This is a genomic window from Psychrobacter sp. UBA6291 (assembly GCF_002439405.1).
Lineage (GTDB): Bacteria > Pseudomonadota > Gammaproteobacteria > Pseudomonadales > Moraxellaceae > Psychrobacter > Psychrobacter faecalis.
Genome location: NZ_DJUD01000026.1, coordinates 1 through 24,946, shown reverse-complemented (window position 1 = coordinate 24,946; position 24,946 = coordinate 1). Strand labels below are relative to the sequence as shown.

The following is a 24,946-nucleotide window of genomic DNA, read 5'->3' as shown; positions in this document are numbered from 1 at the left end:
ATACTTTTTAGAACACCACCGTTTTTTGATTATTTTTAAAGCAATAACTTGAAGCTTTTTAGCTATATAAAGTTAAAAAATCTTAAATAACTATACAGTAATTAAAAATACTATTAACTAAATTTTAAAAATACTCTAAGATTAATTTTAGTCTTGATGGAAGTCTAATAAGGATAGAGGGTGCTTAACTGCCAAATTTATGAGAAACCTAGATAAGCGCTTGGTGTTAAAGAGAATTATATCTTTGACTTTTAATGAGTTAGCAAATGCAAACATCTAAAAGATAGCGCTTATTTTAAATAAAATGATAATAATAAACATAAATATTATTTTTCTTACTTTAATAATCGTATAACTATTAACTATAAATCTTCAGGGATTAAGAGTTGGTTTGTAATTTGTGTGCTTATTTAACACTCTCTAAAAAGTGACCGTGTTTTTAAATAGAAGATTATTTTATATCAGCCATAAAACCTGATATTTAATTATAATTCTAGTAGAACCAATATTTTTTAGTGAAATATTGTTCTATAATTAAAGAAAATTATATTTATAAAAAGGCATTTAAAACCTAGCGCTTTAATCTTGCCATGACTATATTTGAGGTAAGATGATGACCCCTACTAGATCATTTTTAATGTGATGAAAAGGTCGGCTTATCAAAAGATAAATGCAAAACTAAGGACAGATTATGATAACGGAAGAGCACGTTTTGGCTTGTATTGATGGTTCAGCGGTGACTGGCTCAGTCTGTGATTATGCCGCGTGGTACGCAAGCAAACTGGATATCTCAGTAGCTTTATTGCACGTGAGCGACGTAGCAGCTTCGGTCAGACGCGATTTATCAGGTGCTATTGGCATTAATAGTCGCCAGTTTTTGCTCGATGAGTTATCGGAACTCGATGAGCAAAGGGCGCAGGTGGTCAACAACTACAGCAATGCCTTGGTACAAGATGCAAAAAGTCATATTCAAAATGGCTTTCAAAATATGAAGGTTTGCATTTATCAACGCCGCGGTAAACTGCTGCCAGCGATTGAGCATTTTCAGGAAAAAAATCGCGCCATAGTCATGGGACGGCGCGGTGAGGACCATAAAAACAGTCGTATCAATATCGGCAGTCAAATCGAAACGGTCGCCCGCGCCTCGAACATACCGGTGTTGATTTGTTCAGAGAAATTTAAAGAGCCGCAGTCATATATGGTGGCATTTGATGGCAGTAAAACGGCGATAAATGCCATACACGTGCTTGCAAAGAGCAACCTGTTAAAAGGCTTACAAGGTCATATCGTTATGGTCGGTCATCATAACGAAGCCTCTAAAAAAAGCCTTGATAACGCGGCTGCACACTTACAGGCAGCGGGTTTTAGCGTCGATACCCATCAGCTCTTAGAACTTGATGCGGTTGAGGGTTTACTCAGCTTTCAATTTGAAAACAACATCGATATCATCGTCATTGGCGCTTATGGACGCTCTAAGCTTCAGCATTTATTTTTGGGCAGTACCACGACAGAAATCATTGCCAGCACCTTATCGCCTGTTATTCTGGTACGCTAATTCTTCCTAATTCTATGAATTTAAAGGCATAATAAATATTGTTTACTTTTATTGAATAGGCAGCACTATCTGTACCACCAAGCCTTGAATACCATCTTTGCGGTTACAAACATTAATTTGGCCTTTATGAGCGACAACGACCGCATGGACGATGGCCAACCCCAACCCATAGCCACCTGTTTCCCTGTGGCGAGCACTATCAAGGCGTACAAAGGGCTGAAAAATACGCTCTAAGTCTTTTTCTGCTACCCCGCCGCCCTCGTCTGTTATGCTAATTTGAATGGCATCTCTTTTATTATCGAGCCTTACTTTTGTGACTTCAGCAGTAACGGTCGAATCTGCAGGAGTGTGCATAAAAGCGTTACGAATGATATTTTCAAAGGCACTATGCAACTGTTCTTGATTACCAAGCACAGTCAAAGACGCATCAGATGACGATGATAAAGCATCTGGCGGCGTCCATTGCCAGCGCACATCTTTATGCTGAAACTCAAAACAAACGTCTTTGCCAATCTCGGTGATGAGTTCAACCACGTCTACAGCATCACTCTCTAAATTATCGATGGTATATTGCTGCATTTGCAGAGATTGAATATGAATGATTTGCTCAATCAGCTCATTCATGCGTGTCGACTCTTTATCGATACGGTCAAGGTAACGGCTAGCATCGGGTGCAAAGTCACGCGTCAGTTCAGTAGCCACATCAAGGCGCGCCAGTGGCGAGCGCAGCTCATGCGAGATATCACTGAGCATCTGCTTGCGCGCAAGCTCACTCTCAGCCAATCGAGTCGATAATAAAGCCACATCTTTTGCCAATAAACCTAGCTCGTCAGAGCCCAATGTTGATAACTGCGGATTGGCTTGATAATCGCCGTCGATCATACGGTGCACGGTATCTTGAACTCGACCAATGCGCTGCGTCAGCGTACGACTGAGCCAAAAGCAGACCAACACGCTAAACAGAATAATGAGAAGCAAACGCACGGTAAAATTACCGCGTTGCAGCGCCAAGACATCAGCAAAACGCAGGTGCGGGCGCAATTGTATAATGGCCGTTTGCCCGTCTGGCAAATCTACGGTGATATCTGCCAGTTCTGGGCGATTATTAGGGTCAAAAATTACTTCTCTATTCGGCATCGCTGGATGCAGGATTGCATTAATAAAAGAGGGCTTTTCGTAGGCGCTATCATTTTTATCATGATGCGCTCTACGATTGCCAGAAATGGGATGCGATGGCAAGTCACGCGCCACTTCCTGACCGTTTGTTTGACGCTCTTCTCTATAGCGATAGCGCGGAAAAATAATAGCGCCCTGCTCATCATAAATCCTGATTTGACTCATCAGCCGGCGGTCTTGCCGGTAAAGTTGCCTGACTGCTAATAAATCACCAGCCTGTAGCGCCGCAACCACTTCTTGGCGCTTGAGTAAAAGACTGTCAATTTGCACGTCCATCCGAGCGCTGAGCTCTTTACCATTGAGCCAACGTTCTACCATAACAGAGATGATAGAGGTGATGAGTACCGTCAATAACAGACTGAGAAATAGTCGCCAAAATAGCGTGATTCTTGGCTTGAATGTCGAGGTAAGCATCGATGCGTCCGTCATTACAGCACCAGCTGATAACCTTTACCACGAATTGCCTTGATAGGCTCGTCATGAAAAGGTTGCAGTTTTTTACGCAGGCGCGACACATGCACATCAAGGCTGCGATCAAACGGCTGCAACTCACGCTGTAAGACATGTTGTGACAGCCACGCTTTGCTGACCACCTCGCCTTTTTGTTTAAGTAACGCCACCAACAAGTCAAACTCTGTTCCTGTGACTTGTAACTCGACGCCATCTATTTGGCAAAGTCGTTGATTTTGGTCCAAATGCAACCGGCTCTCTGGCAGTGGCAAGTGCTCTGAGGCGGCAGCACCCGATGCGGTAATACGGCTACGTTTAATCACTGCGTTAATACGTGCCAGCAGCTCACGCGGGTTACACGGTTTGGTAATATAATCATCGGCACCAAGCTCCAGCCCAATAATACGATCAATCTCCTCACCTTTTGCCGTCAACATAATCACTGGAATATCGCTAATCGCTGGCAGCTGACGCAGGACACTGAGCCCATCTATCTTTGGCATCATAATATCGAGTACCAATAAATCATAAGGCGCACTATCATGCATGGCTGATTTTAAGCGTTCGATGACCGCCTCGCCATCATGCACACAGTCACTTTGGATGCCATGATTATGCAAATACTCTTGCAGCAGTTGGGTCAACTCTTCATCATCATCACCCAATAAAATATTTGCCATCCTCCTCCTCTCCTTTCTACTTTATTGCTGTTCAGTCAAATGATTCTAAGCATGCCATAGTATGGTTGATATTATCAGGCAAGCATCCATCAATGCGCCACAAACGTTACCTTTCTTAATATTTCATAAATGTTCGCAACTTCTAGCTGTCGTATGATAGCGGCTATCAGCAACAAATACTGATGGCAATTAATGATTCATAGTGGCTATCCGGGACACTTGCTAATCATTAATTATCAGATAAAAAACCTCTTTTCGTAATAATTAACGTTTGCTCCATAATTTAAGGTAACTATTAAGGTAATGATAATGAAAAAATTATTGATAGGCTCAGTACTCGCGATATCTAGCGTCTTAACGGTTACGGGCTGTACCAGTGTCAACGCCACCACCGATACGACGTCAGTAACGCCAAAAACGACCAACATGCAAAAGCAGCATAAAGTTGGCATGAGAGGCCCTATGTCGCAGTTGGATTTGACAGCGACGCAGCAGGCACAAATCAAAGCTATTATGCAAGAAAAATATAGTGGCAACAAAAAAGATCGTAGCAAATATCAAGCAGAACGCGCGCAAATGCAACAACAAATGCAAGCGTTGACCAATGCCAAAACTTTAGATGCCGCAGCAGTTAACCGCCTAGCCGATCAACAAGCGGCAAAGACCAAGCAGCGCGTTATTGAACGCGTGCAAACTGAGCATGCTATCTCGCAAGTACTAACGCCTGAACAGCGTCAAAAAATGGCGCAATTAAAATCAGAAAGAAAAGCAAAAGGTCATCATGGTTCAAAAAACCGTCAGATGCATAACCAAGCGCAGTAAGATATAAGCCATGGAATTAAAAAAGCATTAGTTAGATAAAGTAAGAACATTTAAAAAAGCGCATCGGTTAGCCGGTGCGCTTTTTTTTGGCTCTTTTTTTATCTCTCAAACTTCCAAAGCTTAACTACCTTATAACGGGCTTCTTTATCTGAAAACAAAAATAGTAAAGCCCTTTCTACTACTGGCAATATTCGTTACTATTTAAGCTTATTTATTCACCTCTCTTTTTAGCTGAATTTTTCTCACCCTCGTAAAAAGGACTTTGCGATGTCAACTCTGTTTTCTCATTCTCATAGCACCCAAACGCTCACCCATAAAAAACTAAAATCTGCTGCGCTGATTATCACTAGCACGCTATTGCTAACGGTCTCTGCTCACGCCGCAGAAACCAAACCTACGACCGCAAAAAATACCGTCAATCCAACCTCGATTAACACCAGTGCGATTAATTTAGCGATTATGGCTGATAATCCGACTGTATTGTCTGAAACTCAGCGCGTTACAAAATCGAAATCCTCTGCCCTAGCGCCCACTACCGCCACAGGCACAGCCGTCGTTAGTGGCAAGACAGCCAAAACCGATCAAGCTATCTACTCAGCTGACGCCATTCATCACCCTGTTTGGGCAAAAAACGGCATGGTCGCCACTCAAGAAGCCCTCGCCTCTGATATCGGCTTAAAGATTTTAAAAGATGGCGGTAATGCTGTTGATGCCGCTGTCGCCGTTGGCTTTGCCTTAGCCGTGACCTTACCGCGTGCGGGCAATATCGGGGGTGGCGGTTTTATGATGGTCTATGATGCCAAGCAAGGCAAAACGGTGGCGCTCGATTATCGCGAAAAAGCGCCCAGTAGCGCCTCACGTGATATGTATCTTGATAGCGATGGCAATGCCGTTAGTGATTTATCCCGTTATCATGGCTTGGCGGTTGGCGTGCCGGGCACCGTAGCAGGCTTACTAAAAGCCTTGGAAGATCATGGCACCATGAGCCGTGGGCAAGTTATGGCACCAGCGATTGCACTGGCAGAAAACGGTATTGAAGTCACCGCTGGCTTGTCCGAATCATTAGAAGCGTTGAGTGACCGTTTACAAAAATGGCCAAGTACCAAAAAGATATTTTTTAAACCAGATGGCAGCGCCTATCAGCCGGGTGAGCTACTACGTCAACCTGAGCTGGCAAAGTCCCTTAAACTGATTGCCGCAAAAGGGTCTGATGGTTTTTATAAAGGCGAAACCGCGCGTAAATTGGTCAAAGCCGTCAATGAAGCAGGCGGCAATATGAGCTTGCAAGACTTAGCCAATTACAGGGCGATTGCTCGCGTGCCCGTTAAAGGCGATTATCGTGGTTATGAGATTGTATCCATGCCGCCGCCGTCCTCTGGTGGTATCCATATCGTGCAGATTTTAAATATCTTAGAAGGCTATCCATTAAAAGACTACGGTCAAAACAGCGCACAAACCATTCATTTAATGAGCGAGGCGATGCAATTAGCTTACGCCGATCGCGCAGAATATTTAGGAGATACTGACTTTATTGACGTGCCTGCCAGCGGTTTAACCTCACAAGCTTATGCCGATAAACTACGTAGCTTAATTAATCCTAATAAAGCCACACCCGCAGCAACGATTAAAGCGAATAATCCCTTACCATACGAGAGCGATCAAACCACGCATTTTTCTATCGTTGATAAAGACGGCAATGCTGTAGCCAATACTTATACGCTGAATTTTTCTTATGGCACAGGGCTTGTCGCTGAAGGGACAGGGATTTTGTTAAATAATGAGATGGATGATTTTTCTGCGAAACCCGGCGTGCCCAATGGTTATGGTTTAATCGGCGGCGACGCTAATGCGGTCGAGGCCAATAAGCGCCCGTTGTCTTCGATGAGCCCGACGCTGGTATTTAAAGACAGCAAACCTTATATCGTTACCGGCAGCCCTGGTGGTAGCCGCATTATTACTACCGTCACGCAAGTCATCTCCAACGTCATTGACCATGATATGAATATTGCCGAAGCGACCCACGCACCGCGTATCCATGACCAATGGCTGCCCGATGAGATTCGTATCGAAAAAGCCTTAAATGTTGATACGATTAAAAAGCTAGAATCAATGGGACATAAAGTTAGCCCGCAGTCAGCCATGGGTTCAACCCAGTCGATTATGATTACCCCAAATGGCGTTTATGGTTCTTCTGACCCACGTATAGTCGATGCCGCGGTAGTGGGTTATTAAAGTTTGATAGTTTGTTTTAAAAGTTAATCTTTTAAAAACGATAGCAAATAACGCCGTTCTCTAGCCTTTATCTTGTCCTCTATTCTTTATGCTTAACCCTATAGAGGGCATTTTTGGCTAAACTCACTAAAACTGTTTAATCCTGATTAAACTTGCTTTTTCTACCCTCGCCCTCTCTCTTATACGTTTGAATCGGTGGCTGTCTGCGCCAAATAATGCTATTATTGACGACCAGCTTTAAAAGCTCAAAATATCAATTTTCGCGTCCTATCACTTCTTAAAAAACCATAAGGCATTGATAATAAAAAATTTATTATCATACAGCTTATTCCCTTTTGATTGCACCAGTAAGAGTCTTCTATGGCATTTGTACACCTTGGTATCCACAGCGAATATTCCATTACCGATTCTATCGTGCGTATCAAGCCGCTAATTAAAGCCGCGGCGGCGGACAATCAGAGCGCGCTGGCATTGACCGATTTATCCAACCTTTATGCGACGGTGAAGTTTTATCGTGCCTGTTTGGGCGCTGGTATCAAGCCGATTATCGGCAGTGAAATCATTATGGATAATGAGGACACGCGCTTGGTGCTACTGGCGATGGACAATGAGGGCTATCAAAATATCACCCGTATCGTCTCTCTTGGCTTTACCGAGGGACGCGCCGATGCTGCCAATCATGGGGTGCCAGTCGTTGAGCGTCGCCATGTTTTAGAGCACGCCGCTGGTGTCATCGTTTTATTTACCGAAAAATCCGATGTCGGCCAAGCGCTCGTTAGTTCTATGCCAGAAAAAGCTGACGAGCTGCTGACAGAATGGCAAGCACAGTTTGATGATCGCTTATATTTCGCTATCAAGCGTACCAATCGCTCGGGCGAAGACGCTTTTATAAAAGCGGCTATTCATGCCGGTGCCAAGCATCGTATTCCTATTATTGCTCACAACGATGTGCGCTTTTTAGAGCAAGATGATTTTGACGCTCACGAAGCGCGCGTTTGTATCGCAGGCTCGTATGTCCTTGCCGACCCCAATCGTCCACGGCTGTATTCAGATGAGCAGTATTTAAAAACCCAGCAGGAAATGAAGGCGCTGTTTGCCGATATTCCGCAGGTCATTGATAATACCTTACGTTTAGCCACGCGCTGTAATGTGACTTTAACCCTTGGCATTAATGTCCTACCTGAATTTCCCGTACCCGAAGGCGAAACGATTGAATCGTTTTTCCGCGCCGAATCAAAACGCGGCCTCGATAGGCGGCTTGACAGGCTATTTCCTGTTGCCGAACGCTCGGATAATTGGCAGGAGTTTCGCCAAAAGTACGATGAGCGCTTAGAGTATGAGCTTGAAGTTATCTTATCGATGGGCTTCCCCGGTTACTTCTTAATCGTCATGGACTTTATCCGCTGGGCAAAGGCCAATGGCGTACCGGTTGGACCCGGTCGTGGTTCTGGTGCCGGCTCGCTGGTCGCTTATGCGCTTAATATTACCGACCTTGACCCGATTCACTACGACTTACTCTTTGAGCGCTTCTTAAACCCCGAACGTGTCTCTATGCCCGATTTCGATATTGACTTTTGTATCGAAGGTCGTGACCGCGTGATTGATTATGTGGCGCAAACTTATGGCCGTGAAGCAGTCTCGCAAATTATTACCTTTGGTACCATGGCAGCAAAAGCGGTGGTACGAGATGTGGCGCGTGTACAAAGTAAATCGTACTTCCTTGCCAGTAAACTATCCAAGCTTATCCCAAAAACACCTGGTATCACGCTCAGTCAGGCGCTTGAGCAAGAGCCGCAGCTTAAAGACTTAATCTCCAATCCTGATAATATGGATTATGAAGATGCCATTGAGATTTGGGAGATGGCGATTAAGCTGGAAGGTGTCTGCCGAAACGTCGGTAAACATGCCGGTGGCGTACTAATCGCCCCGCATAAAATCACCGATTTTAGCGCCATCTATTGTGATGACGATGGCCACCGTGTCAGCCAGTTTGATAAAGATGACGTTGAAGCCGTTGGGCTGGTGAAGTTTGACTTTTTGGGACTACGTAACTTAACGGTCATTAACGCTGCTGTTGAAAACATCAACCTACGCCGCGCCAGAGAAGGCAAAGACCCGCTAGTATTAGAAGATTTGCCACTAGATGATAAAAAAGCCTATAAGCTCTTGCAAGATGCTAAGACCACTGCCGTCTTTCAGCTAGAAAGTATGGGTATGAAAAAGTATCTGGCAAAATTACAACCGACCAATATCGAAGACGTCATCGCCATGTGCGCGCTATATCGTCCGGGTCCGCTCGATGCAGGCATGGTAGAGATGTATATCGACCGTAAACATGGTCGCGAGGAAGTCATTTATGACCATCCTAACCTTGAGCCGATTTTAGAAAATACCAACGGCGTTATTGTCTATCAAGAACAGGTGATGCAAATCTCGCAGGTTATGGCCGGCTATAGCTTGGGCGGCGCTGATATGCTACGCCGCGCCATGGGTAAAAAGAAACCTGAAGAAATGGCCAAACAGCGCGATATTTTTGTCACAGGTGCTACGGCGCAAGGTATTGATGAAGCGACGTCAGGCGGCGTCTTTGACTTGATGGAAAAGTTCGCCGGTTACGGTTTTAACCGCTCGCATTCTGCTGCTTATGGTGTGCTTGCTTATCAGACGGCTTATTTAAAACAATACTACCCTGCCGAATTTATGGCAGCCGTCCTAACGTCCGATATGAACAACACCGATAACGTGGTGTTCTTTATCAATGATTGCCGTGAAAACTTCGGTTTGACCGTCGTTAATCCATCGGTAAACCGTAGTGAGTGGCATTTTGTCGCCGATACGCCGACCAATATTATTTATGGCTTGGGTGCGATTAAGGGCGTTGGTGAAGGTGCGGTTGAGTCTATCGTTGAGGCGCGCCGACGTGAAGGACCGTTTAAAGATTTATACGACTTTTGCCGCCGCGTTGATATTAAAAAAGTCAATAAACGTACATTGGAAGCCTTAGTCAGTGCGGGCTGTTTTGATGATTTTGCCGCGACTTTACGACCAGACTTGCCAAGCGACGAAGCATACGAGATTCGCGGGGCGCTGATGAGTCAACTGCCAAGCGCCGTACAAGCTGCGGAACAAGACCGCCAAAACAATGAGCTTGGTATGATGGACTTATTTGGTGAAATGGACGGTGTCGTTGCTGCGCCGCCACTCGTTATGACGCCGGAGCTGATTTGGGGTGATAAGCACCGCCTAAAAGCGGAAAAAAATACGTTAGGTCTCTATTTAACCGGACATCCTATCGATGAATACCGTGAGGAGCTCAAACGTTATACCTCAGGCGCCCGTCTCGATAAGCTGACAGATACCGGCTATAACGGCAGCTGCTACTTTGCCGGTTTGATTATTGATATTGCCAATTTTGGTACGCGTAACGTCATTACCTTAGACGATGGCACGTCACGCTTAGAGGTCAGCTGTTATGCCGAGCGCTTTAACCGTGTAAAAGAGCAGTTAAAAATTGATGAAGTGGTCATCATTAAAGGCAGTATCCGTGAGCGTGACGGGCGCATTTTTGCCCGCCTTGATAATGCCATGAGTATGGTTGACGCGCGCCTGCGTTGGATGAAAAAAATTAGCATTAAAGTCCATGGCAGTGATATTAATCTGCTCACGCGTATGCAGCCTTTGCTAAAATCCGCTCAAGCAGACATCATACCAGTGCCGCGCTTGTCTTATAACGATGAGCAGGACGAGCAAGGTAATAATGGTGGCAGTGGTAACAGCGCTTATGACCCAGCGATGGGTGGCAGCTTATACGATGAAAACGGCAATGATTTATTAGCGTTAGAAAATGACATGCAGCAAGATGCGCTGCAAAACGGCGGCTATGCTAATAATGCCCTTAGCAACACCGATGCCTCTATTAATGATAACTGCCTACCGCTTGGGTTGAGCATTTATGAAGAATACGGCATTGCCAATGTAGGACTATCTGAGCATTGGCGCGTCTACCCTAACGATGATAACTTACAGCAATTAAAGAGCATGGTTAGCGAAGACAATTTGCATTTTCATTATAGTTAACCTGATTGTTAGTTAACTTAATTGCTGTAACTTTTACTTTATTGGACACATGATCATGACTGAAAACCCAAATAATAATATGAATGCTCAACTTAACGAGATTATCAATGACGAGCAGTTTGATGACATGCGTGACTTGTTGGAAGAAGACTTTGTTGACTTGATACAAGTGTATTTTACCGACAGTCAGCAGCGCATTGCCGACTTAAGAAGCGCGCAGCAAAAAGATGACAACGCCAATGGCTATGAAATTGCTCATGCGCTAAAAGGCGCCAGTGCCAATTTGGGTGCAACCCAATTGATGCATCTTAGTGGGCAGTTACAAGAGGCTTGCCGCGAGCGTCTTATCAGCGACAAAGCGGAACTTATTGAAGCGGTTGCAGTAGCGTTGCAACGTGTTGAGCAAGAAATAAACCAAAGACTGGGGTTGTAATGAATCACGATTCTTCCTCAACCTTAGCAGCCGCAACCGTCAATCATACGGTAAGCGACTATTTGTCTTGTGTGCAAATCGTCATGGTCAATACCACGTTGCCTGCCAATATAGGCTCAGCAGCACGCGCCATGCACACTATGGGTTTATCGCGTTTGACTGTCATTGACCCTAAGCTGCCCATTGATGAAACCAGTGTCTCTCATGCCGCCGGTGGCAGTGACTTGCTATCATCAGCGACTATAGCGCCGACGTTAGAATCGGCGATAGCGGATTGCCAGCTCGTATTTGCGGCCAGCAGTCGTAGCCGTCATTTACCGCGCCCTGTGGTGACGCCGACGCAAGCTGCCAAAATCATGTTTGACTTTATCGATAAGCAAACCGCTCTCGATGTAGCTGATAATAATCAAAACACTAAATTGAGTGAAAATGCTCAATCTACAAATAAGCCAAATATTGCTATCTTATTTGGGCGTGAAGACCGCGGATTGACCAATGAAGAGCTGGCTTACGCTGATTATCATATTCAAATTGATGCCAATCCTGCTTATCCTGTGCTTAACGTAGCTTCAGCCGTGCAAGTGATTGCCAGCTTTATCTTTGCTTATGCGCAGACCCATAATCAAGCGACTACCAACCGTCTAGATAATGATAAAAATGCAGCGGTTCAGCCAACATTAGATGTTCATCTACGGCAACAATGGGATGAACCCGCTATTAGCCAACAGCAATTACAGCAGCTGACTCAGCGCACGACTGAATTGATGGTTCAGCGTGGACTGGCCGATAGTGAAAACCTAAAGTCTTTACCGTCGCGCCTATCACGACTGGGCTCACGCTTACAGCTTGATCAAAAAGAATATCAGCTATTAAGCGCTTTAATTGCTAAGCTTGCAAAAGATTAAAGCTTCTAATGCGCAATGTTTAGGGCGTTGATCTTTTGGCGTTGCCAACAGTAGGCTTACTGTTTTGCAAGTTCTACTGTTTTGCAAGTTCTACTGTTTTGTAAGTACTGCTGTTTTGTAAGTGCTGCTGTTTTGTAAGTGCTATGATTTAATAGTGAATTTAATAATAAAAAGGAGTGAACAGTGAATTGGACGGTTTATTTATCTGGAGAAATACACAGCGACTGGCGACAAAAAATTATGCAAGGCGCGAAAGAGCATGGTCTTGCTATTACCTTTACCTCAGCTGTTACTGACCATGAAGCCAGCGACGCGGCTGGTGATGTGTTGGGTGAAAATGACAATGGATTCTGGCGTGACCATCAGTCATCAAAGGTGAATGCAATTCGTACCAAAAATATGATGCAAAAATGTGATATCGCTATCATTCGCTTTGGCGATAAATACAAACAATGGAACGCCGCATTTGATGCCGGCTACTGCGCCGCTTTGGGCAAGCCTTATATTACCTTGCATGCTGAAGATATTATTCATCCGCTAAAAGAAGTTGATGCGGCAGCCATGGCATGGGCGCAAACGCCTGAACAGGTTGTCGAGCTATTAAAATATGTGACGAGTGATAATTAATTAGCATATCTAGTCACATAGGATTGTTTGTAGACAAATCGCCACAGCTTGGCGTTTTATCTATGCATACTCTGTTTTAATTTATCACTCATCCCTATATTTTGTACTGTTAAACTGCTATAACTAAAAAGATTGTTATCAAAAATACGATAGGACGCCTTATGTCATTGCCAGCCAAATTGTTCAAATCGCTTACCAGCATCAAAAAAGACCTAAAAGAAGACATCGATGCGGTATTCAACCGTGACCCAGCGGCACGGAATAGTCTGGAAGTCATCCTGACCTATCCTGGCATCCATGCGCTTGTCTTACATCGTGGCGCCCATTATCTTTGGAATCATGAACACAAACTGGCGGCGCGCGTGATCTCCTATGGCTCACGCATCGTTACTGGTATCGAGATTCATCCTGCTGCCAAAATTGGTAAGCGCTTCTTTATTGACCACGGTGTCGGGGTTGTGATTGGCGAAACGGCAGAGATTGGTAATGATGTCACTCTATATCATGGCGTTACCCTTGGCGGCGTTTCGTGGAATAATGGCAAACGCCATCCAACGCTAGAAGATGGCGTGACAGTTGGTGCGGGTGCCAAAGTATTAGGACCCTTTACCGTCGGTAAAAACGCTAAAATCGGCTCAAATGCGGTTGTTGTCAAACCTGTGCCAGCGGGCGCTACCATGGTCGGTAGCGCGGCACGTATGATCTCAGAAAATCACGATGAAAAAGGCAACCCCATTGCGACCAAAGTCCAAGATGCCAAACAGCAAGAAAAAGTCGCGCAAGCTGGCAGTACTGACAAAGTAAAAGACACAGTATCGAGTACCAAACGAACCACAACCTTTCAAGCCTACGGTATTGACCCTTTCTCTCAAGACCCTGTCGCAGAAGCCTTTGCAAAAATGCTTGAGCACATCCAGCAATCAGAAAACCGCCTAGATCAATTGCAAAGCGCGATGTGCCAAATCGATCCTAATTTTTGCAAAAAGGAATACGATAAGCTGTGCTTAGAGGATTTAGATGTGATTGGGCGGTCTGATATGGATGCAGCCGGCGCTGAGCAGAAGTAAGCTGCTAGCTATCTTAGATACTAAATAAAAAGAGGCCAAACAGCCTCTTTTTTTATGTTAACCAATTGATAAATAGCGTTTTATCTATTAGCTATTAAACAGATAATATTTATAAGAATGACGAGTCAGGCTGCGTCAAAAACTCTATTTCTTCGCCAGTCGAAACCCGTCCTAAAATGTCATTACGATGAGGATAACGACCAAATCGATCGATAATGACTTTATGTTTCATCTCAGCCTCTACGGTATCGGCATTAGTATATTGCTCAAACAGAGTGACTGCTCCTTGATGAATCAGTTTTGACTCACTGTGCATATACGGCATAAGTACAAACTTACGCGCCTCTACAGTTTCAAGTATTTCTAATGCGCCAGCAGTAACCGCTTCTTGAGCGAGCGCCAATGCCATACTATCTTGAGCAAAGGCCGCTGGCGTATCACGATAAATGTTGCGCGAAAACTGGTCTAAAATGATTATCTCAGCCAACCTACCCTCAATACTACATCGCCATTCATATAACTCTGACGCCGCTGCTTGCTCGAGCAATTCACTGTATCGCTCGATTAATAACTTATCAAAATCTACGTCTTTCTCAAAAAACTGTTGGCTACCGACCTCTTTAAAACAAAAATCTAATATCACTTTATACATCGTTTTCTCAAACTCACTATTTAAAGGTATGATTTACAGGCTAAATTTAAAATTATTGTCTAAAAATATTGAATATTCGCTTATGGTTTTATAACCACTAATGAATATTCAGCCATGATGACTTATACTTTTCATTATCCATAAATAAAAATAGGAAATCTCATGGCTCGTTTACAAGACAAAGTTATCATTATCACAGGCGCGGCTCAAGGGATGGGCGAAACTCATGCGCGTTTATGTCTGGAAGAAGGTGCTAAAGTGGTATTGACCGACATCAATAGTGAAAAAGGCGATGCATTGGCAAAAGAGCTTGGTGATAACGCCCTCTTTATCAAGCATGATGTCACCAATGAAGATGATTGGGCACAAGTCGTTAAAGCAACCCAAGAAAAATTTGGTCAAATCAATGTCTTAGTCAATAATGCAGGTATCACGACGCACAAATCTATCTTAGATACCTCAGTAGCAGACTACCGCAAGATTCTAGAGATTAACCAAGTATCGGTCTTTTTAGGCATGAAAGCGGTTATTCCAACGATGAAAGCCGCTAAGCAAGGCTCTATCATCAATATATCATCGATTAACGGTTTGGTTGGCGGCGCTATCGGTTATACCGATTCTAAATTTGCGGTACGCGGTATGACTAAAGCGGCGGCATTAGAGTGCGCCCCTTATGGCATACGTGTGAACTCCATTCACCCAGGCGTCATCGCTACCCCGATGATTATGCAAGGCGATACCAAAGATGCAGTTGAAGCTTTTGCCAAAACCATTCCGATGAGACGTGTGGCTCAGCCCGAAGAAGTCAGCGGTATGGTGCTATTTTTAGCATCAGATGAATCGAGCTACTCAACAGGTTCAGAATTTATTATTGATGGTGGTTTGACGGCGCAGTAAGGATTTTTGCGCTAAACCATATGAATTAGATAAAAGCTGGGTAGTACCCGGCTTTCATTTTGAGATACTTGAAGGAAAATACTAAGGATTTAATAGCTTTGACTTATTCTTAATAACAGCTCAGCCACTGCATTTAACTTCTTTAAAGCCCACTCAAAATCAACTCTTCAACCCCTGCCCTTTCATGGGCCTTAAATGGATAACGATCTGCCATGATTATCCATTGCTCTGAATTTTTGACTATTTTTTTAGGCGCCAAATAATTGCTTAGGCTATTTTCTCTATCGTCTAATTTTATTAGTAAAATATCAATATCCATAGCGACTTTTTTTATAGGGTTTTTTATTGATTCAGAGCAACGCTGTCTACCGCAATCACTCTCAATTTTTTTAAAAGTCTGCTGCAACTGCTGCAGGGTCATGGCAGATGTAAGGGTTAAATAAACACACTGATTGGTATAGTCAGGTTTTGGTAGCTCAGGTGTCGCGGTAAAATCAGGATTTTGAAATGCCGTTGATAGCTGTATTTCACCTAAAGCCGCAAGCTGTTCTCGAGCGCGTGGTAAGTATTTCTCAGCTTGATAATTACTACCGAGGGCGAGCAGCACTGCCGATACAGAATGCGTTTGCAGCTGTTCAGGCGCGCACTGTTTTAAGTCTTCAAGATTCAAATCAGCCAATGCTCTATGTGTCATCAGATTAACTATCTTGGTTTACATTGGATTCGGCTATTGAGCCTTTGGCATAACGGGTGATCTGCACCCCAACCGCATCCGCTTGTTGAATAGCAGTTGGCTTGGCAACGCTGAGCGTTATTTTATGACAGTTATATTTTGCCAGTAGCTTATCAGCGATTTGACCAGCCAAATGCTCAAGCAGCTGCGCTTGAATGGCTTGGCACCATGCGCTCACATCATCGCAGACCGCTTTGTAATTGAGCGCATCATTAACATCGTCTGACACAGCCGCTTTACTAATATCCGTCTCAAGCGCTATGTCAATCAGGAGTGGCTGCGTAATAGCGCGCTCCCAGGCATAGACACCAATCACCGCCTCTACTGTTAAGCCTTTGACAAATACCACATCAGATTCGGTATGAAACATGCGCTTATCCTTATTTATTATACTTTTATTTTAAAACAATTTTACGATAACGCCTCGTCGCGCAGGCGCGCAGCTTTTAACGCTTTACTCGGACGATGGCGCCATAGGTCAATACTGAATAATAATAACCCAAGCCAAATCAAACCAAATACCGCCAGACGATGTAAATCAAAAGGCTCGTTATAATAGAATACCGCCAAGAAGAAAATAAAGGTCGGGGTCAGATAATTCATAAAACTTAGAATACTAAAAGCAACCATCTTAGTCGATTTATTAAACAACAATAATGGTATCAGCGTAATCGGACCTGCCAGCATCAGCAGCCAAATGTTTGAGGTAAACCAAAAACTTAACTGACTACTCACCACGTCAGCTTGCCAAAACCACCATAAACAGATCGGTACTAACATGGTGGTTTCTACAAACATGGCATCGACCGCCGTGAGCGGTGTTTGGCGCTGGATGGTGCCGTAAGTACTAAAACTAAAGGCTAAAATCAGCGATATCCATGGCAGGCTACCAATCATAACGACTTGAATCAGCACGGACAATAGCGCAAAACCAATAGCTACCCATTGCAAGGGGCGCAAACGCTCTTTAAACAAAATCATCGAGAGCGCCACGCCGACCAATGGTCCGATAAAATAACCCAAACTGGCCTCAAGAATGCGGTCGTGGTTGACCGCCCATACATAAGTAAGCCAGTTGGTGGCAATAATCAAACCCGATATAAAAGAAAATGCTATCCATCTCGGGTTTTGCTTTAGCGTATCAATCCATTGCCAGCGCTTGGTCAGCACCAATACGATAAGCAAGCAGGCAAAGGTCCATATAATGCGATGGCCGATAATCTCGGTCGCATCATAAGCAGCGAGCTGCTTAAAGTATAACGGAAATGCACCCCAAATAAAGAACGCTGTTAGCGCGGTGGCAATACCGCGTCTGGTGGTTTGAATAGGAGCAACGGGTTTTTTGACAACATTTTGAGTGGCCATAAGACGATACAACTTTTTAGAGCAAAGCGCGCCCTTACCTATTTTTAAACCATTATCAAATGATAAAAGTAAGAGCGCAGGGTTACTACGTAGAGGGTAGAAAGTAAAAAGCAATGCGTTGATACCAACTAAGTATCAACACATTGCTCACGACAACAACTATTATTAAATAAATTTTATAACAAGTTTAAAATTTAGCTTTTGGACTTTAACAGATTCAGAAGATAAAGCTTTAAATTTTAGAAGTTAATAATATTTTGTCAGGTAATTAACAACTTCAATATTAAGCCGCGCCATTATCGACCTTGATAGACATACCAATTTGATTGGCAAGCTCAGCAAATCCTGGGAAACTGGTATTGACGGTTTCAACGCCTTCAATGGTAATCTGCTTCGCTGCACGTAAGCTGGCAACCGCAAAACTCATGGCAATACGATGGTCATGATGCGAGGTAATATGTCCGCCGCCAAAGACAGGCTGGCTGTTATTCACTTCATTAACGTTACTGCCCTTACCTTCGATGCCTTTACCTTCAATAATCAGGCCATCTTCAGTCACCGTACAATCAATGCCTAGTGTTTGTAGACCGTCTGCCATCACGGCGATACGATCTGACTCTTTCACACGCAACTCTTTTGCACCGGTTAACACCGTACGACCTTGGGCACAGCTAGCAGCGATAAATAATACGGGAAACTCATCAATCGCTAAAGGTACTAAATATTCTGGAATCTCGATACCTTTTAGGCTTGAGCTGCGAATAGTAATGTCCGCCACTGGCTCGCCGCCGACATGGGTTTCATTGCTTAGGCTAATATCAGCATTCATCAATTTTAAAATATCAATGATACCCGTACGCGTCGGATTAATACCCACTTGCGTTAGGGTCAGCTCGCTGCCCTGACTGATAGCTGCGGCTACCATAAAGAAAGCCGCTGATGAGATATCAGCAGGAACGGCGATATCGCCGCCTGTAAGCGTACCGCCACCTTTGACGCTGACACGATTGCCATCAACCATCACAGGATAACCAAAGGCTGAGAGCATACGTTCGGTATGATCGCGGCTAACTTCAGGTTGAATAACGGTCGTGGTACCTTCTGCCCAAAGTCCCGCCAATAATAAGCAAGACTTAACCTGTGCAGAGGCAACTGGCATATCATATTCCATACCTTGGAGCGGCTCACCAACATTCGCTCGACCCGTAATGCTAAGCGGTGCGGTACCATTATGACCGGTACTTTGAATGACGGCTCCCATTTCACGTAATGGTGCGGCCACACGTTCCATCGGACGCTTATTTAGACTGGTATCGCCTGTCAATACACTATCAAATGACTGCGCTGCTAATATACCGGCAAGCAGGCGCATACTGGTGCCTGAGTTGCCCATATATAAGGGCGTTTTGCTTGGTTTTAGACCGTTCATACCGACGCCATGAATGGTTAATTTACCTTTATCAGGGCCTTCAATACTCACGCCCATATCACGAAATGCTTGCAAGGTAGCCAGCGCATCCTCTCCTTCCAAAAACCCTGTGACGTTGGTGACACCTGTGGCAAGGCTACCAAGCATGATACTGCGATGCGAGATAGATTTATCACCAGGAATAGTAATGGTGCCAGAGACGGTGTTGCTAGGAGTAATATTATAAGAAGCTGACATGGCAGAAGTATCCGTATAAGGGGTGCTGGCTAACATATGGCCAAAATGTCGCCGTGCGGCTTGCGCGCGGCCCAAAAGCCCCATGAGGGCGGTCGAATCTTTATCAATGATAAGCTGGCGCATATTCTGTAGATAAACGCCATACTCGTCAAGAGCGCTTATAATCGCGCTTTGGTTGGCAAAAAATATATCATGCCACATTTTAGGGTCGCTGGCGGCAATACGGCTAAAGTCGCGAAAACCGCCTGCGGCATAGCGAAACATATCTAAATTGTCATCATGACTTGCCAGCTGTTCAACCAAATTAAACGCCAGCAAATGCGGCAGATGACTGGTATGTGCCAATATTGCGTCATGACGTTCAGCCGCCATCGGCATGACCGTCGCACCAACTGCTTCCCATAACTGACGAAGCTTAGCAACAGCGTTATCATTGGTCGTTGGCAGCTCACAGATAATCACGCTATGATTGACAAATAGAGTGGCGCGCCTGGCATGATAGCCTGAATTTTCCGCTCCAGCAATCGGATGCGCAGGGACAAACCCCGTTGGTAGCGAGCTAAAGACCGCTTTTGCCGCCTCAATGATATTAACCTTGGTACTACAGACATCAGTAATGAGGCAATCAGCAGCAAGCTGTCCATGATCCATCGCGGTTTTGATATCGACAAACACAGCCTTTACCGCTTGCACTGGCACGGCGATGACAATTAAGTCGCTGCCCGATACCACTTCACTTAAGACGGCACTACCCGCATCTAGCAAACCATGTTGCATGGCTTCATCGATGCTTGGTGCATGTCGATCAACCGCCACCAAGCGCGCACTTAAACCAAGGTCTTTGATGGCTTGGGCAAGACTCGCGCCAATCAGCCCGAGACCGATAACACAGACTTGCTCAAATAATGGCGGCTGAGTATGTATAGACGATTGCATATGATTGTTTTGGTTGGTTATGGGTTGATTGCTTAAGTTTCGATTACTTATATTTTGATTGCTAAGGTTGTTTTGCTGGCGACTCACGGCGTTTCTCTTTCAACAAACCAGCATCAGTAGGCATAAAGCATGCTGATATTGGCGTCGTAAAATTGATTTATTTTTTGATTAAAATACGGATAACTACTTTTTTATTAATCTTCAGTCAGTATTGAGCGCAAGGTATCAATCAGGCGCATATTATCTTCTGCAACCCCTACCGTAATACGCAGCCAATTGAGCAAACCATAACCTGCTAATGGACGCACTATCACGCCTTGCTCTAGCAATGCTTGATAAATGGCTGCCGCGTTCATGTCTTCCATCTCAACTTCTATTTCAACCATGATAAAGTTGGCATGCGACTTAATAAACCCTAGCCCCAAGGCATCAAACTGCTTTTCTAACCAGCGCATTTGCTCTTGGTTATTAAGTCTTGTTTTTTCAATAAAGTCTTGGTCTGCAAGCGCAGCATTGGCAGCAGCTAAAGCGACTCTACTAACGTTAAAGGGCTGACGAATGCGATTGAGTAAATCGGCGACAGCGACTGAGCTTAGCGCATAACCAACACGCAAACCTGCTAGCCCATAGGCTTTTGAAAAAGTACGTACAATAACCACATTCTCAAATTCATCGAGCAGCGCTCTATTATTACTCTCAGGACTATATTCGATATAGGCTTCATCTAGTACCACCAACACTGAGCTTGGCACACTAGCCACAAATGCACGTAACTCTTGCTGCGTAAGCTGCGTACCCGTTGGGTTATTAGGATTGGCGATAAAGACCATTTTGCTATTAGGATTGTCCGCTACCGCCTGACTCATCGCTTTTAAATCATGACCAAAACGATTGGCTGGCACTTCCACGCCTTTTGCGCCTTGCATTTTGGCCAGCATCGGATAAACGATAAAAGCATACTGACTATAAATAATCGCATCATCGACGCCAGCAAAACTACGCGCTAAGATATCAAGCAAATCATCAGAGCCATTACCTAAAGTAATCTGGTCGACACCAACATCGTTAAAGTCAGCAAGTGCTTGTTTGAGATAATAACCATTGCCATCAGGATAACGTGCCAGCTGACCCAGTTGCTCGGTAATCGCAAGCGTGACATGCGGTGAGCAGCCCAGTGGATTTTCATTACTAGCAAGCTTGACCACATCTGAGACACCGTACTCGCGTGTCAACTCTTCAACCGGCTTGCCCGTCTGATAAGGCATTAGCTCTAAAATACTGTCATAGGCCGGCACTAGCGATGATAAATTTGACTCTGTCGACTGTGATGACTGCATGATTTATCCTTGGATGTGATAAGGCATTTACTGTTGATGAATCCCTACTGTTAAAACCATTCTATTAAGCCAGCTTTATAGCACGGCTTTTGGATAAGAACCTAAAATGCGCAAATCTTTGACCAACGGACGGATATCAGCAATTGCTGCACTCACATTTGCGTCTTCGATGTGGCCATCCATATCGATAAAGAACACGTAAGCCCATTTATTTGGACGTTCAGGACGCGTCTCGATACTGGTCATCGACACGCCATGATAAGACAAGGGCTTTAAGATTTCGATCAGGGCGCCTGCTTTATCATGCGCTGAAACCATAATTGAAGTTTTATCTTGACCCGATGGCGCAATCGCCTCGTGACCGATAATTAGGAAACGCGTGGTATTGCTAGGATTGTCTTCGATGTTTGAATACAGCTTATGTAAATCGTACTCTGCCGCTGCCACATCACCGGCGATTGCCGCTGAATGCCATTCGTTTTTGAGACGGCGGGCCGCTTCACCATTGCTCGATACCGCCACACGCTCAACATTTGGGAAATTAACATCGAGCCAATGGCGGCACTGCGCCAATGACTGCTGATGTGAGTAGATACGGCTTAAGCCATCAATTTTGGTGTGTTCAGCAACCAAGAAGTTTTGATGAATAGGCAACTCAACTTCACCGATTATCTTTAAGCTAGAAGATAAGAAGCCATCTAAGGTATGGTTAACCACGCCCTCTGACGAGTTTTCAACTGGTACCACGCCATACATTGCTGTGCCTGCTTCAACTTCTCGGAAGACGTCAGTAATAGTATTTAGCGGCACGGTATCGGCGGCTTTACCAAAATGCTTTAAAGCGGCGGCATGGGTAAAGGTGCCGACAGGGCCTAAGAACGCAATACGCTGCGGTGCTTCCAAGTCAAGGCAGACTGACATGATTTCGCGGAACAAGCGCGCCATTTTTTCATCGGCGATGGGCCCAGTATTACGTTCCATCACCGCCTTTAACACTTGCGCTTCACGCTCAGGACGATAAAAAATAGGATTGGTTTTTTCGGCATCAGGACTATTGGCAACGTGGTCTTTTTTTACCGTCGCTACTTGCTGCGCCAATTTGGCACGGTTATTAATGAGCGTTTGAATTTCGCAGTCAACTGCATCAATACTTTGGCGCAATGTGTTTAAAAACGCTTTATCAGTTGCAGCCCCATCAACACTTGCAGGGGTTTTGTTTAGATTGTCTACATTTTGCTCTGGTGACTGCTCACTCATTACCGCCCATCCTTTTTCTAATATTATTGCTAAAGTTTATGACTGTTGTCTACTAGCTAGGTAACCTGCTTATTTTAATAATAAATGCTCGCTTAGTTCTCATGTTTAGCGAGCCAAACAGTGGATCGGCTCTACTATAGCAAAAACTATCGACAGTGCCCATTCGTAAATACGCGCAAATAAGCAATTTGCCATAAATCTTAGCACAGTTATGCACGATAAACGCTATACCCTATAAAACTATCAGGCTACAACCGTCCAAATATATGATACAGTTTAAAGATAGCCGTTAAATTCACCATACCGCCATGATAAATCGCTTTATCAATGAAAATTCATAAGCAACTAACTGAAATAACCAATCTAAATAACACGGCTAAATAAAAACATCAAAACGTAAATTAATCATAGGATATCTGATGAGCGCATTACAACAGCTTCGCACCATGACCACTATTGTCGCTGATACGGGCGACCTTGCCGCCATTGCGCGTCTAAAACCCATCGATGCCACTACCAATCCCAGTCTCATTACCAAAGCGCTCATTCATCCGGATAATGAAGCCATGCTGTCAGAAACCATGAGTCGCCATCGCGGTGATATCGATGCGGTGATTGATGAGCTGACCATTCAAATTGGCTGTAATATTCTGGCATTGATTGAAGGTCGCGTTTCAACCGAAGTCGATGCACGCTTGTCTTATGATACCCAAGCGACCATTGATAAAGCCTTAAGCTTTATGGAAGCCTATCAAAAAGCAGGTATCGACTCAGAGCGCGTCTTGATTAAGATGGCAGCAACGTGGCAAGGGATTGAGGCCGCACGTTATCTTGAAACCCAGGGTATTCACTGTAATCTGACGTTATTATTCGGTCAGCATCAAGCGATTGCCTGTGCCGATGCTGGCGTGACGCTCATATCCCCTTTTGTTGGGCGTATTTTAGATTGGCAAAAACGCCAGCAAAACCGCCTAAACGTTCCCGCTTCAGACGATATGGGCGTGCAATCGGTCAAGCTTATTTATCAATATTACAAGCAGCATGGCTATAAAACGCAAGTGATGGGAGCCAGTTTCCGCTCGACCGAGCAAATATTAGCACTGGCTGGTTGTGATCTATTGACCATCGCGCCCAATCTGATTGATGAGCTGGCAGCCATGGATGTCGAAGTAACACGTCAACTATCACCAAGCATGTCAATGGATTTGCCCGACATGGCGAAGGTCAGCTTAACCCATGACGAGTTCAGTGCCGCTTATCAGCAAGATATCGTCACCCAAGACTTATTACCCAAGGGTATCGATGGCTTTATCGGTGCGCGTGATGAGCTTGCGCAAATGCTCGCGGCGATGCGAGATTAACTGCGATATTTATATATTTTATGCGTTTGCCTGCTAATCACGAGTGCTGAGATTGTCTCAGTATGAACCTCTTGTCATAAAAGTAATTTGCCTGCTTCTATCAAGTTGGCTATGATAAGCGACTTTATATAACAACAAGCAAGGCTCGATTATGAAACAGCTAGCAGTGATATTAGCAGGTAGTACGCTTGCAATGAGTGGCTATGCGGCAAACTGGTTAGAGGTCTCAAAAAGCCAAACTGGCTCTGTTTTTAGCTTGGATGTGGATTCTATCGAACGCTCAGACATTCATATTATTGATGAAAAAGAAGTCGAAAACATTACTGTCTCAATTCGTAGAACCTATCCTGCGCCAAAGGATAGCGCAAAAGACGCTAAAGAAAATGAGGCGAAAGCAAAAGAGAGTAAAGACAAAGGCGCTAATAAAACAGTGAAAGAAACCAGCATTCATCATAGCGACCAGCAATGGCTTATCTCATGTAAGGACGCAAGCTACTATCGGCGTGCTTACGTCAATTATGCAGCTGACGATAAAGTATTAAAATCTTGGCAATCTGATAAGCCGATATTAACGACCAAAGACTTTAAGCTGACCAAACCAAAAACGATCAGTCGCTTGCTCGTCGAACAGGCGTGTAAAAGTTATCAGCAAGCTAAATAGCGTAAAGTAAAACGAATTAAGACAAACAAATAGCATCTTAGATTAACACATGAAGTG

General features: G+C 44.4%; 20 protein-coding genes. 11 read left to right on the top strand and 9 right to left on the bottom strand.

Annotation, left to right across the window (positions count from 1 at the left end):
- The first annotated feature begins 691 nt into the window (after nucleotides 1-691).
- A complete protein-coding gene (locus tag B3R91_RS04905) occupies nucleotides 692-1,555 on the top strand; it encodes a universal stress protein (RefSeq protein ID WP_102076778.1) in 864 nt (287 codons plus the stop codon).
- Nucleotides 1,556-1,603: 48 nt separating this feature from the next.
- Here B3R91_RS04905 and B3R91_RS04900 read toward each other — a convergent pair whose 3' ends face one another.
- Both B3R91_RS04900 and B3R91_RS04895 read right to left on the bottom strand, forming a co-directional pair.
- A complete protein-coding gene (locus B3R91_RS04900; protein WP_286796697.1) occupies nucleotides 1,604-3,145 on the bottom strand; it encodes a sensor histidine kinase in 1,542 nt (513 codons plus the stop codon).
- A gap of 14 nt (nucleotides 3,146-3,159) precedes the next feature.
- On the bottom strand, nucleotides 3,160-3,861 hold the full coding sequence (locus B3R91_RS04895; protein WP_102076776.1) for a response regulator transcription factor: 702 nt from the start codon (nucleotides 3,859-3,861) through the stop codon (nucleotides 3,160-3,162).
- Nucleotides 3,862-4,170: 309 nt separating this feature from the next.
- Between B3R91_RS04895 and B3R91_RS04890 the strand changes: the two genes are divergently transcribed.
- The 7 genes from B3R91_RS04890 to cysE all read left to right on the top strand — a co-directional run bounded on the left by B3R91_RS04890 (nucleotide 4,171) and on the right by cysE (nucleotide 14,024).
- Nucleotides 4,171-4,683: a Spy/CpxP family protein refolding chaperone gene (locus B3R91_RS04890; RefSeq protein WP_102076775.1), complete on the top strand. Its 513-nt coding sequence runs from the start codon at nucleotides 4,171-4,173 to the stop codon at nucleotides 4,681-4,683.
- Nucleotides 4,684-4,950: 267 nt separating this feature from the next.
- Nucleotides 4,951-6,915, top strand: coding sequence for a gamma-glutamyltransferase (gene ggt / locus B3R91_RS04885; protein ID WP_286796696.1), 1,965 nt, complete (start codon nucleotides 4,951-4,953; stop codon nucleotides 6,913-6,915).
- Between the two features lie 360 nt (nucleotides 6,916-7,275).
- A complete protein-coding gene (gene dnaE, locus B3R91_RS04880; RefSeq protein ID WP_286796695.1) occupies nucleotides 7,276-10,992 on the top strand; it encodes a DNA polymerase III subunit alpha in 3,717 nt (1,238 codons plus the stop codon).
- Nucleotides 10,993-11,047: 55 nt separating this feature from the next.
- Nucleotides 11,048-11,425 carry an Hpt domain-containing protein gene (locus B3R91_RS04875; RefSeq protein ID WP_201618576.1) on the top strand — a complete coding sequence of 126 codons (378 nt, stop codon included), beginning with the start codon at nucleotides 11,048-11,050 and terminating at the stop codon, nucleotides 11,423-11,425.
- On the top strand, nucleotides 11,425-12,330 hold the full coding sequence (locus B3R91_RS04870) for an RNA methyltransferase (protein ID WP_286796694.1): 906 nt from the start codon (nucleotides 11,425-11,427) through the stop codon (nucleotides 12,328-12,330). The genes B3R91_RS04875 and B3R91_RS04870 overlap by 1 nt, the downstream gene beginning before the upstream one ends.
- Nucleotides 12,331-12,513: 183 nt before the next feature.
- Entirely contained in the window at nucleotides 12,514-12,957 is a 444-nt protein-coding gene (locus tag B3R91_RS04865) for a YtoQ family protein (RefSeq protein WP_201618578.1), read from the top strand.
- 161 nt (nucleotides 12,958-13,118) lie between these two features.
- On the top strand, nucleotides 13,119-14,024 hold the full coding sequence (gene cysE / locus B3R91_RS04860; protein WP_286796693.1) for a serine O-acetyltransferase: 906 nt from the start codon (nucleotides 13,119-13,121) through the stop codon (nucleotides 14,022-14,024).
- A 109-nt stretch (nucleotides 14,025-14,133) separates the two neighbouring features.
- On the opposite strand, the gene B3R91_RS04855 is transcribed toward cysE, so the two are convergent.
- The gene (locus tag B3R91_RS04855) at nucleotides 14,134-14,676 is read right to left on the bottom strand and encodes a DUF924 family protein (RefSeq protein ID WP_286796692.1); all 543 of its coding nucleotides are present in this window, start codon (nucleotides 14,674-14,676) and stop codon (nucleotides 14,134-14,136) included.
- Nucleotides 14,677-14,838: 162 nt separating this feature from the next.
- Between B3R91_RS04855 and B3R91_RS04850 the strand changes: the two genes are divergently transcribed.
- Complete coding sequence (locus tag B3R91_RS04850) at nucleotides 14,839-15,573, top strand: glucose 1-dehydrogenase (protein ID WP_286796691.1); 735 nt, start codon at nucleotides 14,839-14,841, stop codon at nucleotides 15,571-15,573.
- A 142-nt stretch (nucleotides 15,574-15,715) separates the two neighbouring features.
- On the opposite strand, the gene B3R91_RS04845 is transcribed toward B3R91_RS04850, so the two are convergent.
- The 6 genes from B3R91_RS04845 to pheA form a co-directional block, all read right to left on the bottom strand.
- Nucleotides 15,716-16,267, bottom strand: a complete 552-nt coding sequence (locus tag B3R91_RS04845; RefSeq protein WP_068406901.1) for a 2-amino-4-hydroxy-6-hydroxymethyldihydropteridine diphosphokinase — start codon at nucleotides 16,265-16,267, stop codon at nucleotides 15,716-15,718.
- Between the two features lie 4 nt (nucleotides 16,268-16,271).
- Nucleotides 16,272-16,676: a dihydroneopterin aldolase gene (gene folB, locus B3R91_RS04840; protein WP_102076768.1), complete on the bottom strand. Its 405-nt coding sequence runs from the start codon at nucleotides 16,674-16,676 to the stop codon at nucleotides 16,272-16,274.
- Between the two features lie 41 nt (nucleotides 16,677-16,717).
- Nucleotides 16,718-17,671, bottom strand: coding sequence for an EamA family transporter RarD (gene rarD / locus B3R91_RS04835; RefSeq protein ID WP_068406937.1), 954 nt, complete (start codon nucleotides 17,669-17,671; stop codon nucleotides 16,718-16,720).
- 283 nt (nucleotides 17,672-17,954) lie between these two features.
- Nucleotides 17,955-20,273, bottom strand: a complete 2,319-nt coding sequence (locus tag B3R91_RS04830; protein WP_068406907.1) for a bifunctional prephenate dehydrogenase/3-phosphoshikimate 1-carboxyvinyltransferase — start codon at nucleotides 20,271-20,273, stop codon at nucleotides 17,955-17,957.
- A 194-nt stretch (nucleotides 20,274-20,467) separates the two neighbouring features.
- Complete coding sequence (gene hisC, locus B3R91_RS04825; protein WP_286796690.1) at nucleotides 20,468-21,610, bottom strand: histidinol-phosphate transaminase; 1,143 nt, start codon at nucleotides 21,608-21,610, stop codon at nucleotides 20,468-20,470.
- A 75-nt stretch (nucleotides 21,611-21,685) separates the two neighbouring features.
- The gene (gene pheA / locus B3R91_RS04820) at nucleotides 21,686-22,867 is read right to left on the bottom strand and encodes a prephenate dehydratase (RefSeq protein ID WP_286796689.1); all 1,182 of its coding nucleotides are present in this window, start codon (nucleotides 22,865-22,867) and stop codon (nucleotides 21,686-21,688) included.
- Between the two features lie 419 nt (nucleotides 22,868-23,286).
- On the opposite strand from pheA, the gene B3R91_RS04815 reads away from it, so the two are divergent.
- On the top strand, nucleotides 23,287-24,228 hold the full coding sequence (locus B3R91_RS04815; protein ID WP_286796688.1) for a transaldolase: 942 nt from the start codon (nucleotides 23,287-23,289) through the stop codon (nucleotides 24,226-24,228).
- A gap of 151 nt (nucleotides 24,229-24,379) precedes the next feature.
- A complete protein-coding gene (locus B3R91_RS04810; protein ID WP_286796687.1) occupies nucleotides 24,380-24,889 on the top strand; it encodes a hypothetical protein in 510 nt (169 codons plus the stop codon).
- Nucleotides 24,890-24,946 lie beyond the last annotated feature (57 nt).